Below are 12,081 nucleotides of genomic sequence, written 5' to 3' on the forward strand. Positions count from 1 at the left end.
TCGGGTTCTGGTCAACGAGTTGGGTGACGCCTGTCGCCGATCAGCTCGACGACTGAGGCTCCCGTGCGTCACGCCGGGAGCCTTCTTCCATGTCGGGGCAGAAATGCGCCGCAGCGGATGTTCTCCCGGGGTCAACCATGAAGACCACCACAGGAGGACCCATCAGCACCGAGCTGCGAATCAACGATCGGATCCGGGTACCGGAAGTCCGGCTCGTTGGACCCAACGGCGAAACCGTCGGCATCGTCTCCACGAGCGATGCCCTACGGCTGGCCCAGGAGGCGGACCTCGACCTCGTCGAGATCGCGCCGATGGGGCGACCCCCGGTCTGCAAGCTCATGGACTACGGCAAGTTCAAGTACGAGAACGCCCAGAAGGCCCGTGAAGCCCGGCGTAACCAGACCAACACGGTCATCAAGGAGATGAAGCTCCGACCGAAGATCGACGCGCACGACTACGAGACCAAGAAGGGTCACGTCGTACGGTTCCTTCGCTCGGGCGACAAGGTCAAGATCACGATCATGTTCCGCGGTCGCGAGCAGCACCGTCCCGAGCTGGGATACCGGTTGCTGCAGCGTCTGGCCGAGGACGTGAGTGACCTCGGCTTCGTCGAGTCCTCGCCCAAGCAGGACGGCCGCAACATGACCATGGTGATCGGCCCGCACAAGAAGAAGTCCGAGGCCAAGGCCGAGGTAAAGGCCGAGCGCGACGCACGAGCTGCCGAGCGCACGGCCGAGCGGGAGGCGGAGCGCGCCGAGATCAAGGCGGCGCACCCGGTTCCCTCTCCGAAGAAGGAGCGCGGTCGCTCCGAGAACCTCGACCCCGAGATCGAAGCGTAACGAGAAAAGGAATAGACACAGATGCCGAAGAACAAGACGCACTCCGGTGCGAAGAAGCGCTTCCGCGTGACGGGCTCCGGCAAGATCCGTCGCCAGAAGACGGGCCTGCGCCACAACCTCGAGAAGAAGTCCTCCAAGGTGACTCGCCGCATGTCGGGCACCGCCGAGGTGGCCAAGGCCGACGTGAAGCGCGCCAAGAAGCTGCTCGGCCTGTAAGTCACCCCGCTCACCCCCTGACACACCGGGTGCACACCCGGGTGGTCGCGACCAGCGGACCACGAAGAATCTCAAAGGAGTACTGAAATGGCACGCGTCAAGCGGGCAGTAAACGCCCACAAGAAGCGCCGGGTCGTCCTCGAGCGCGCCTCCGGCTACCGGGGTCAGCGTTCGCGGCTCTACCGCAAGGCCAAGGAGCAGGTCACCCACTCGCTGGTCTACAGCTACAACGACCGCAAGAAGCGCAAGGGTGACTTCCGCAAGCTCTGGATCCAGCGCATCAACGCTGGCGCCCGCGCCAACGGCCTCACCTACAACCGCTTCATCCAGGGCCTCAAGGCCGCGGGTGTCGAGGTCGACCGCAAGATCCTGGCCGACCTGGCCGTCAACGACCTCCCGGCCTTCGTCGCCCTCGTCGAGACCGCCAAGGCCAACCTGCCCGAGGACGTCAACGCGCCCGTCTCGGCGTGACCTGACGCTCGTCCGGTTTCCCAGGTCATGAACCCGTACTGCCTCTTCACACACACCACCACGTGTGTGAAGAGGCAGTTTTGGTTCATGACCTGGGAAACTGCCGCCGCCGACGCAACCACCCAGGCAACCCAGTGACCCCACCCGAGCGGCCGCTGTCGGCGAAGAGCGGGCGGGTCAAGGCGGTACGCCGGCTCACGCGGCGCAGTGCGCGGGCCGAGGAGCGGCTGTTCCTCGCCGAGGGGGCCAAGGCGCTCACCGAGGCGCTGCACCTGCCCGGCGGGGTGGTCGAGGTCTATGCGACCGAGGCCGCGACCGAGCAGTACGCCGCGCTGCGCAAGGCCGTCGACGACCTCGGGGTCCCGTGGCGGGAGGCGGACGAGGGAGCCGTCGCCGCCCTGAGCGGAGCGGTCACGCCCCAGGGGATCGTGGCGGTGTGCCGGTTCCTCGACGTCGAGCTCGACCTCCTCCTCGAGGCAAGTGGGCCGAGCCCCGAGGCACAGGCGCCCACGCTCGTGATCTGCGCCGACGTGCGCGACCCGGGCAACGCCGGCACCGTGATCCGCACCGCGGACGCGGCCGGAGCGCGGGGGGTGGTGCTCGCCGGGAACAGCGTGGACCCCTACAACGACAAGACCGTCCGGGCGAGTGTCGGCAGCCTGTGGCACCTCCCGATCGCCCGGGCCGAGAGCCCCGCCGAGTGCGTGGGTGCCGCGCAGGCAGCGGGGTTCACCGTGCTTGCCGCCGACGGGGCAGGGGAGACCGACCTGTTCGAGGCTGAGTCCTCCGGCCTGCTCCGGCAGCCGGTCGCCTGGCTGTTCGGCAACGAGGCCTGGGGCCTGCCCGAGGACCTCGCCGCGCTGGCCGACCACCGCGTCTCGATCCCGATCCTGGGGCGCGCCGAGAGCCTCAACCTCTCCACCGCAGCCGCGATCTGCCTCTATGCGAGCGCGCGCGCTCTGCGCTAGCGTTCGCCGCCGGCACCAGGTCCAGGGTCCTCGAACCTGCCGCCCGGCCGCGCGCCTGGGCCACGGCTGGTCGTGATCCCAGCTGCGCGGCCGATCTCACGGAGCGGCCCGTCAGCGAACTACACCAAGAAGGTGGGACGACCATCAACACTCTCGCGCGCGTCGCGGCTGCCCTGTCCACGATCACGCTGCTGGCTGGGTGTGGAGGAACCCCCGCCCAGGACAAGCCGGCTCCGGCGGCAACACCAAGGCAACCGGTGGCGACGTCTGCTGCTCCGGCCACCGAGAGGGACTACACCCTCCAGGAGCTGAAGGCGACCCTGCCGTCCAGGGCGGACGTTCCGGGGGCCAGGAAGATTCTGATCGTCTGCCCGAAGAAGGACAGCCCGATGTGCCCTGAGCGCGACGAGGGTGCCTCCGTCAGCGTGAGCTTCGCGCTCGAGCTCCCGGGCAGCCCGAAGGGCGCCGACCTCGAACGCGCGGCCGCTGAGGCCGTCATCGAGGACGACGCGAGCATCGACGTGTGGCGGCACGAGAGTCCAGGAGCAGCGCAGAGGAACGTGCGGACCGCGAAGGATGCGGTCGCCGTCTACGCCGGGAAGTACTCCATCAAGGAGGCTCGGAAGGACGACTACATCATCCCGGGAGAACGAGGTACCGGCGTCAACGAGAACCTGTCCCTGGACGGTTGGGAGGGCTTCATCAGCTCTCGCTCGGGCTCCTTCGGTTTCGACGGCAGGACCATGCAGCGCCAGTCCGTGAACCTGCGTGTGGCCAAGGGCCGCGTGACCATCACCGTCAACGTGGGCTCCGACGACGACGGTCACCCAGCCGGACACGCCGAGGACCTCGCCCGCAAGCTGCTCACCGACTACGTGGCACGCCTGCCGTAGGCGTCCCGGCCCCACTACGCATCACCGGGCGGCCGGGACCGCGCGATCTGCACACAACCTTCACGTTGCGCGCACACCTCCCGACCACCGGCGCTCCTACGCTCCTGACATGGACCCGGAGAACCCCACGACCGTGCTGGTCGTCGAGGACGAGCCGCTGATCAACCAGGCCGTGGGGGACCGGCTCCGGGCGGAGGGGCACCGCGTCGTCTCGGCGTACGACGGCCCTGGCGCGGTCGTCGCCTTCGAGGAGCACCACCCCGACCTGGTGGTGCTCGACGTGATGCTGCCCGGCTTCGACGGCCTCGAGGTGTGCCGGCGGATCCAGCAGCGCCGTCCCGTCCCGGTGCTGATGCTCACCGCCCGCGACGACGAGGCCGACGTGCTCGTCGGGCTCGGGGTCGGGGCCGACGACTACCTGACCAAGCCGTTCCGGATGCGCGAGCTGGTCGCCCGGGTCGCCGCCCTGCTGCGCCGGGTGGGCCGCGCCCAGCAGCTGGTGGACCAGGCTGCGGCGAGCCCGCCCCGGAGCATGGAGGTCGGCGCCCTGCGGATCGACCCGGGCGCCCGGCGTACCTGGCTGCAGGGCGTGGAGCTGCACCTGACCCCCACCGAGTTCGACCTGCTCGGCGCCCTGGCCAGCAAGCCGGGCCAGGTCCTGACCCGGGAGCGGCTGCTGGCCGACGTCTGGGGCTGGGACGGCGGTGCCGGCGCCACCCGCACGGTGGACAGCCACGTGAAGGCGCTGCGCTCGAAGATCGGCGCGGAGCGGGTGCGCACGGTGCACGGCGTCGGGTACGCGCTCGAGGCCTGCTGATGTCGGCTCCGGCCCCACGCGAGCCGCTGCGCCAGCTCACCTCGATCAAGGTGAAGCTCGGTCTGCTCGTGGCCGTCAGCGTGCTGGTCGCCGCGGTCCTGGCGACCCTGGGCGCAGGGACGGTGCCCGCGGCGCTGAGCATCCCGGTGACGGTGCTGCTCGCACTTGGCGTCACCCAGCTCCTCGCCGTGGGGATGACCTCCCCGCTGCGGCAGATGACCGAGGCGGCCCGGCGGATGGCCGCCGGCGACTACGACGTGCGGGTGCAGACCTCCTCGAACGACGAGGTGGGGGAGCTGGCGCGCGCCTTCAACCGGATGGCCGCCGACCTGGCCGGGGTCGACCGGCAGCGCCGCGACCTGGTCGCGAACGTCTCCCACGAGCTGCGTACGCCGCTGACGGCGCTCGTCGCCGTCCTGGAGAACCTCGACGACGGGGTCAGCGAGCCCGACCCGGCCACGATCCGGGTCGCGCTCGGCCAGGCGGAGCGCTTGAGCAACCTGGTCGCCGACCTCCTCGACCTCTCCCGCGTCGATGCCGGCGTGGTGCCCCTGGACCGCACCGAGGTGCCGGTGGCCGAGCTGGTCGCCGAGGCCGTGGGGGAGGCGGGTGCCCCGGCGCGAGAGGTGCGGTTCGACGTACGTGTCGAGCCGGCCGACCTGGTCGTGCACGCCGACCGCTCGCGACTGCACCAGCTGCTGGCCAACCTGCTGGACAACGCCGTGCGGCACAGCCCTGCCGGCGCGACCGTGCGGGTGCACGCGGGCCGGGTCGGCGAGCTGGTGCGCATCGAGGTGTCGGACGAGGGATCGGGAATCGCGCCGGAGGACCGGGAACGGGTCTTCGAGCGGTTCGGCACGTTGCACGACCCGCTGGGTGGCGGGACCGGTCTGGGACTGGCCATCGCCCGGTGGGTGACGGATCTGCACGGGGGGCAGATCCGGCTGGTGGAGCCCGGGGCCGGTGAGGCCGGCGCCCGGTTCCGCGTCGAGCTGCCGGCGCACGCCACCCCCACCGCACCCCCCGGAAACCACGAGAGGAACCCCACGATGACCCCACCTCCCACGGCCCCGGGGCCTGCGTCCCCGCCAGTGGCGCGACCGCTGCCGCCGCGCCCGATGCCCGAGGGCGTCCTGGACTCCCTGTTCGGCCAGGTGTGGCCGGACCGCGGCGTGCCGCCGAGGCGCGGGGTGCTGCTCGCCTGCCTCGCGATCGGGGTCTTCGCCGGGCTCGCGCTCCCGTTCGCGGCCCTGGGCCTGGGGGCGTCGCTGGTGATGCTGGCCTCCGGCCTGGTGGTGCTCTGGGTCAGCCGGCGGCGGCGTACGCCGTTCGCCTGGGCGTGCGCCGCGTTGGCCACCGGGTTCGCCCTGCTGCCCACGTTCCGCGACGCCGGGTGGCTCACGGCGCTCGGCGTCCTGGTCTCCGTCGTGCTGGTCACCGCGGCCGTGACCGGCGCCAGGTCGGCCTGGGGGATGGTGCTCGCGGCGATCGCCTGGCCGTTCGCCGGGCTGCGCGGACTGCCCTGGCTGGGCCGCACCATGCGGGTCCTCGCCGGTGGCAGCAACAGCGCGGCCGTGGCCAGGACGGTCGCGCTCTCCGTGATGGGTGTGCTCGTCTTCGGCGTCCTGTTCGCCAGCGGGGACGCGATCTTCGGCCACTGGGTCAACACGGTCGTCCCCGACGTGCGGGACAGCGTGCTCCTGCGGGTGTTCGTGACCGTGGCGGTCGGCGGGGTGGTGCTCGCGGCGGCGTACCTCGCCATCAACCCGCCGGCCGTCGAGTCTCCCGTCGTACGCCGACCGGCCCAGCACCGTTTCGAGTGGCTGGCGCCGGTGCTGCTCGTGGACGCGGTGTTCGTGCTCTTCCTCGCGGCGCAGGCCGCCGCGTTCCTCGGCGGGCACGATTACGTGCGCCGGGTCACGGGGCTGACCTACGCGCAGTACGTGCACCAGGGGTTCGGCCAGCTCACGGTCGCCACCGCGCTCACCCTGCTGGTGGTGTGGGTGGCATCGCGCAAGGCGGGCACGACCCCCGCCGACCAGTGGTGGTTGCGGGGATCGCTGGGGGTGCTGTGCCTGCTCACCCTGGTGGTCGTGGTCTCCGCGCTGCACCGGATGGACCTCTACCAGGACGCCTACGGCTTCACCCGGCTTCGGCTGCTGGTCGACGTGTTCGAGCTCTGGCTGGGGCTGGTGGTGGTCGCGGTCGTGGTGGCGGGCATCCGGCTGCGCGGCTGGTGGCTGCCCCGGATGGCGCTGCTCTCCGGCGCCGCGATGCTGCTGGGCCTGGCGGTCGCCAACCCGGACGCGTGGATCGCGCGGCACAACCTCGAGCGGTACGAGGCCACCGGCAAGGTCGACTGGGGCTACCTGCGCGGGCTGAGCGCGGACGCGGTGCCCACCCTCGCCGAGCTCCCGCCCGAGCAGGCAGCATGCGCGCTCCGGGGGTTCCGTCCCGCCGAGGACTCCTGGCAGGGCTGGAACCTGTCCCGGGCCAGGGCCGACGACACGTGGGCGAGGCTGGTCCTGCCCGGACCCGGGACGCCGGGCGGCAGGCAGAGCTGCCCGTAGCCCGCCGAAGGTCCACCTGTGCAGGTCAGGCGTGCCCTGCTGTACTGAAGTGATGGAGATCACTCCTGTGCCTCGGATCCGCAGGTCGCGACGCAGTGCGTGTGCGCGGCTGCTGGGAAGGACCTTCCTGGTGGCGGCGGTGCTCGGCGGCGGGCTGTGGACCGCCACCCACGGCGTCGCCCACGTGGGGTGGGGTGAGGTCGCCGCGATCCTGCGGGGTGTCTCTGCCGAGCAGCTCCTCGTGCTGACCACGATCTGGCTCGGCGGGCTGGCCGTCTACTGCCTGGTGCTCTCCGCAGCGCTTCCCGGCCTCGGCGTCTCCCGCAGCCTGCTGCTCAACCTCAGCGGCAGCGCCGTGGCCAACGTGGTGCCGCTCGGCGGGGCCGTCGGTACGGCGCTGAACTGGCGGATGGTGACCCGGTGGGGGCACAGCAACCATGCGTTCGCGGCGTACTGCCTGCTCACCAACGCGCTGGACGCGCTCACCAAGCTGGTGCTGCCGCTGGTGGCGGTGGCCGGGCTGGTCCTGGTCTCCGCGCAGGTGCCGACCACCGTCTGGGCGATGGCCGCCTGCTGTGCGGTGGGCCTGTTGGCGGCGGCGCTGCTGGTGCCAGCGCTGCACCGGCTCAGCCCCGGCACGAGCAGCCGGGTCGTGGTGCTCGGACGGCTGCGGCAGCAGACGGTGGAGTGCTGGTCCCGGGTCCGCGGGCTGCTCCGCGCCGGGGCACCGCGGCTGCTCCTCGCCAGCGCCGGCTACATCGCGGCCCAGGTGGCGCTGCTCGACGTCAGCCTGCGCGCGGTCGGTCTCCAGGCCCCGGTGACAGTCGTGCTGATGGCCGCGGCGATCGAGCGGCTCGGCACCCTGGTCGCGATCACGCCCGGGGGCGCGGGGGTCGCCGAGGTGGGCGCGATCGCCTGGCTGGTCGGGTCCGGTCTCTCGCCGGTCCAGGCCGTGGCCGGGGTGCTGCTGTGCCGCGTCTTCCTGGTGGTGATGGAGATCCCGCTCGGCGGCGCCATGCTCGCGGGCTGGCTGTGGTGCCAGCGAGGGACGCGCTCCCGGGCCGGGGCGGCCGCATGAGGATCCTGCACCTGACCGACCACTACCCGCCGGTGGTCGGCGGCATCGAGGCGCACGTCGCCTGCCTGGCGCTGCAGCAGGCGCTCGACGGCGCCCGCGTCACCGTGCTCACCTCCAGCCCCCGCACCGCGGAGACCGTGACCAGCGCGGACGCAGGACCGGTGCAGGTGATCCGGGCGCGGTCGCTGGCCCAGGGCCTCCGGGTCCGCGCCGAGGACTTCGACCTGGTGCACGCCCACGTCTCGGTGATCGCGCCGTTCACCGCTCCGCTGGCCGGGGTGCTGGCCCGCCGCGGGGTGCCCACGGTGGTGACGGTGCACTCGCTGTGGAGCGGGATGGGACCGGTCCCGGCGCTGGCCGCGGCACTGAGCGGGCTGCGCTCGGCGCCAGTGACCTGGACGGCGGTGAGCGGGGTGGCGGCGGGCGAGGTACGCCGCCGGCTGCCAGTCGGCACCCGGGTACAGGTGATCCCGAACGCGGTCGACGCCGCACCCCGTGCGCGGACGCCGGCCGAGGGCCAGGAGGTCCGGCTGGTGAGCACCATGCGGGTCGCCCACCGCAAGCGCCCGTTGGACTTGCTGCGGGTCTTCGCGGCGGTCGGCGAGGCGACCAGCCGACCGGTCCGGCTCACCGTCGTCGGGGACGGTCCGCAGCGGCGCGGGCTGGAGCGGCTCGCGCGGCGGCTGCACGTCGCGGACCGGGTCCGGGTCACCGGCCGGCTCGACCCCGAGGGAGTTCTGGAGGAGCTGGCGCACTCCGAGGTCTACGTCGCCCCGGCGGTCCTGGAGTCCTTCGGACTGGCCGCGCTCGAGGCACGTGCGGTGGGGCTCCCGGTCGTGGGGCGGCGCGGCACGGGCCTGGTGGAGTTCATCGAGGACGGTGTCGACGGGCTGCTCGGCGTCGACGACACCGGCTTGGCGCGTGCACTGGTCCGCCTCGTCGAGGACGCGCCGCTGCGCCAGGAGATCTCCGAGCACAACCGCACCGTCGCGCACGGCCTCTCCTGGGAGCGGTCCCTGGGGACCCACGAGCGCGTCTACGCCGAGGCCCGGGGCGCGGCACCACGCGTGGAGCAGTCGCGATGAGCGAGCAGCGATTCACGATGGTCTCCTTCCACGCCCATCCCGACGACGAGGCCCTGCTGACCGGCGGACTGCTCGCCCGGACGGCGGCGCAGGGGCACCGCGTCGTCCTGGTCACGGCGACCGCGGGGGAGCGCGGGCTGGCCGGTGAGCGGGACGGCTCCGGCGACACCCTCGCCGGCGTACGGATGACCGAGCTCGCCGCCTCCGCGCGGATCCTGGGCTGTGCCCGGGTGGTGGGGCTGGGCCTCGCCGACTCCGGGCTGGATTCTGGGCTGGATTCCGGGCTGGATTCTGGGCCCGACCATGGGCTGGGTGGGCCTGAGTCGTTCAGCCGCGCCGACGCCGACCGGTGCGCGGCCGACCTGGCCGCGGTGCTGCGCGAGGAGCAGGCCGACGTGCTCACGATCTACGACCGCAACGGCGGCTACGGGCATCCCGACCATGTCCAGGTGCACCGGGTGGGCGTGCTCGCTGCCCGGCTGGTGGGGACGCCGGTCGTGCTGGAGGCGACGGTCCCGGGGCGGCTGTTCTCCACCGGGTTGCGGTTGCTCGCCCTGCTCGGCCACCCGCTCGGCACGTCGCCGGTGGCGACCACCCGGGTCTTCGCCGACCCCGGGACGATCACCCACCGGGTCGGGGTGCGGGGGGCGCTGCGCCAGAAGCGGGCAGCGATCGCGGCACACGGCTCGCAGCGGCGGGGCGGAGGAGGTGTCCGGGCGCTCGACCGGTTCGCGCGGCTACCGCTGCCGCTGTTCTGGGTGGTCTTCGGCCGGGAGTGGTACGTCGAGCACGGCCGCCGGGCCCCCGACCGGCTCGAGGACGTGTTCGCCTCGCTGCGCGACTGAGGCCGACCGCCCACCGGACGGCGCCGCGAGACAGACCCGACCAGACCCCTCCAGACCAGGACAGGACAACCGACCAGGGAGGCGCAGATGCAGCACAGCGCAGGGTCGCCGCTCGGTGGGCCGCCGGGGTGGATGTTGCGGCTGTGGGCCGTGGTCGCCGTGTTCGCCGCGATCACCCTGGTGCGCTCGGCGCAGGTCGGCATCCCGGTGCGGGACCCCCACGGGGGCTTCTTCTGGGGCCGCGGGGCCGAGTTGCTGTGGATCCTGGTCGTGCTGGTGCTGCTCGACGGCTGGGTCCGGGCCGGTCGCGCCGGCGGACGGCGTACGCCCCGCGCGGCCTGGGGAGCGGCACGGGCGCGGTGGACCTGGCTGCGGCTGGCCGGGGCCGGCAGCCTGCTGCTGGCCTACCAGCTGGTCTACCTGTGCTACCACAACCTGAAGAGCTGGGACGTGTTCAACCGCCCCCGCGACGACCTGCTCCTGGCCGCGGACCGCTGGCTGCTCGGTGGGCACAGCCCGGCGGTGCTGCTGCACGACCTGCTGGGCGAGCACGTTGCCGCCTACGTGCTGATGGTCGTCTACGAGTCGTTCTCCTCGCTGGTCTCGGTGGCGCTGGTCGCCGCGGTGGTGCTCACCGAGCGGCTCCGTGAGGGCGCGGTCTACGTCGCCTCGATGGTGTGGGTGTGGATCCTCGGCGTCGCCTGCTACTACGCGATCCCGTCACTGGGCCCGTTCTGGTCGGCCCCCCAGGAGTTCGCCGGCCTGCCGCACACGATGATCCAGGACACCCAGGCCCGCTACCTGGCTCAGCGCGCCCACCTGCTCGCGGACCCGGGGGCGCCGGACGCCTTCGCGCAGGTCTCCGCTTTCGCCAGCCTGCACGTGGGCGTGACCGCGGTGATCGTGCTGATGGCGGCGTACTACGGCCTGCGCCGCACCGCCCGCGTGCTGGCCGTCTACCTGGTCGCCACGATCGTGGCGACCGTCTACCTGGGCTGGCACTTCGCCCTCGACGACGTGGCCGGCCTGCTCATCGCCTGGGTCAGCGTGCGGCTCGGCCGGTGGACCGTCTCGCCCCGGGTGCCCGACCGCGGGGCCGTGGCTGCTCCCGTTCGGTGAGCCGGTGCGATGAGGCCCGTGCGTTGAGCCCGTGCGGTGAGCGCTGGTCGGGAGAAGCGCCTTCTCGGCGGCAGCGCGTCGGCCGTCGAGACGGCGCCCGCACCCTAGGCTGACGCCCGTGGACCAGGAGGAGCCCAGCGCCAGTGTCGTCGACCAGCTGCCAGACGGGGTCGTGATCGCGGACGCCGACGGCGTGGTCACCGTGGTGAACGCGGTCGCGCGGCGGCTGCTCGGCCGTAGTGCTAAACCCGGTCAGCACCTCCGCGACGTGATGGCGCTGCAGGACCAGGAGAGCCACGACTGGTACTCCGTGAACAACCCATACGACGGGCTCGGCAGCCGGGTCGGCCTCACCGAGCAGTCCTGGCTGACCTCCGCCGGCGTCGAGGTCCTGGTCACCGGACGGATCAACCGGGTGGGCCGGTTCGGCCCCGTCGGCAGCGTCGGCCTGGTGATCCGCTCCGGTCGCGGGCGGGCCCGGCTGGACCGGGACCGCTCCGACCTGGTGGCCACCGTCGCGCACGAGCTGCGCTCCCCGCTGACCGGGGTCAAGGGGTTCGTCTCCACCCTGCTCAGCAAGTGGGACCGGCTCAACGACGAGCAGAAGAAGCTGATGCTGCACACGGTGCACTCCGACGCCGAGCGACTGTCCCGGCTGATCACCGAGCTCCTCGACGTGGCCCGCATCGACACCGGGCGGCTTCCGCTCTACCCCCGGCCGGTGGACCCGCAGGCCCTGGTGGAGCGGTGCGTGGAGTCGCTGCGGGTCGGTACGCACCGCACCATCGAGTCGGCGTACGACGACGACCTCCCGCAGGTGTCCGCGGACCCCGACAAGTGCACCCAGGTCGTGACCAACCTCGTCGACAACGCCCTGCGCCACGGGGAGGGCACCGTCCAGGTCAGCGTCTCGGCGATCACCGAGCCCTTCGCCGGCGTGCGGATCCGCGTCGACGACGAGGGCGAGGGCATCGCCGAGCCCATCCGCGCGCGGGTGTTCACCAAGTTCTGGAAGCACGGCGTCCGCGGGGGCAGCGGCCTGGGGATGTACATCGTCAACGGCCTCGTCCGGGTCCACGGCGGCGAGGTCGAGATCACCGACTCCGACTCCGGCGGCGCCCGGATCGAGGTCCGCTGGCCCTGCGAGGACCTGCGGAGCTAGCCGCAGGCGGTACCGGCT

Annotated in this window: 12 protein-coding genes; all 12 read left to right on the forward strand. The window is 72.4% G+C overall.

Going from position 1 to position 12,081, the window contains the following annotated elements:
- Window positions 1-137: 137 nt before the first annotated feature.
- The 12 genes from infC (at window position 138) to AC4BGB_RS20665 (ending at window position 12,063) form a co-directional block, all read left to right on the forward strand.
- Window positions 138-839 carry a translation initiation factor IF-3 gene (gene infC, locus AC4BGB_RS20610; protein WP_490548862.1) on the forward strand — a complete coding sequence of 234 codons (702 nt, stop codon included), beginning with the start codon at window positions 138-140 and terminating at the stop codon, window positions 837-839.
- Window positions 840-860: 21 nt separating this feature from the next.
- Window positions 861-1,055, forward strand: coding sequence for a 50S ribosomal protein L35 (gene rpmI / locus AC4BGB_RS20615; protein ID WP_490548863.1), 195 nt, complete (start codon window positions 861-863; stop codon window positions 1,053-1,055).
- A gap of 87 nt (window positions 1,056-1,142) precedes the next feature.
- Window positions 1,143-1,526 (forward strand): 50S ribosomal protein L20, encoded by a 384-nt coding sequence (gene rplT / locus AC4BGB_RS20620; RefSeq protein ID WP_490548864.1) that lies wholly within the window; start codon window positions 1,143-1,145, stop codon window positions 1,524-1,526.
- Between the two features lie 134 nt (window positions 1,527-1,660).
- Window positions 1,661-2,494 (forward strand): TrmH family RNA methyltransferase, encoded by an 834-nt coding sequence (locus AC4BGB_RS20625; RefSeq protein WP_490548865.1) that lies wholly within the window; start codon window positions 1,661-1,663, stop codon window positions 2,492-2,494.
- A 389-nt stretch (window positions 2,495-2,883) separates the two neighbouring features.
- Window positions 2,884-3,387, forward strand: coding sequence for a hypothetical protein (locus tag AC4BGB_RS20630; protein ID WP_490548866.1), 504 nt, complete (start codon window positions 2,884-2,886; stop codon window positions 3,385-3,387).
- A 109-nt stretch (window positions 3,388-3,496) separates the two neighbouring features.
- Window positions 3,497-4,204 carry a response regulator transcription factor gene (locus AC4BGB_RS20635; RefSeq protein WP_490548867.1) on the forward strand — a complete coding sequence of 236 codons (708 nt, stop codon included), beginning with the start codon at window positions 3,497-3,499 and terminating at the stop codon, window positions 4,202-4,204.
- A complete protein-coding gene (locus AC4BGB_RS20640; RefSeq protein ID WP_490548868.1) occupies window positions 4,204-6,774 on the forward strand; it encodes a DUF4153 domain-containing protein in 2,571 nt (856 codons plus the stop codon). The genes AC4BGB_RS20635 and AC4BGB_RS20640 overlap by 1 nt, the downstream gene beginning before the upstream one ends.
- Window positions 6,775-6,826: 52 nt before the next feature.
- Window positions 6,827-7,852 carry a lysylphosphatidylglycerol synthase transmembrane domain-containing protein gene (locus tag AC4BGB_RS20645; RefSeq protein ID WP_490548869.1) on the forward strand — a complete coding sequence of 342 codons (1,026 nt, stop codon included), beginning with the start codon at window positions 6,827-6,829 and terminating at the stop codon, window positions 7,850-7,852.
- Window positions 7,849-8,937, forward strand: a complete 1,089-nt coding sequence (locus AC4BGB_RS20650) for a glycosyltransferase family 4 protein (protein ID WP_490548870.1) — start codon at window positions 7,849-7,851, stop codon at window positions 8,935-8,937. The genes AC4BGB_RS20645 and AC4BGB_RS20650 overlap by 4 nt, the downstream gene beginning before the upstream one ends.
- Complete coding sequence (locus AC4BGB_RS20655) at window positions 8,934-9,782, forward strand: PIG-L deacetylase family protein (protein WP_490548871.1); 849 nt, start codon at window positions 8,934-8,936, stop codon at window positions 9,780-9,782. The genes AC4BGB_RS20650 and AC4BGB_RS20655 overlap by 4 nt, the downstream gene beginning before the upstream one ends.
- An 87-nt stretch (window positions 9,783-9,869) precedes the next feature.
- Window positions 9,870-10,901 (forward strand): phosphatase PAP2 family protein, encoded by a 1,032-nt coding sequence (locus tag AC4BGB_RS20660; RefSeq protein WP_490548872.1) that lies wholly within the window; start codon window positions 9,870-9,872, stop codon window positions 10,899-10,901.
- Window positions 10,902-11,019: 118 nt separating this feature from the next.
- Complete coding sequence (locus AC4BGB_RS20665; protein WP_490548873.1) at window positions 11,020-12,063, forward strand: sensor histidine kinase; 1,044 nt, start codon at window positions 11,020-11,022, stop codon at window positions 12,061-12,063.
- Window positions 12,064-12,081 lie beyond the last annotated feature (18 nt).

The sequence above is a fragment of the Nocardioides sp. Z30_9 genome (assembly GCF_058215735.1).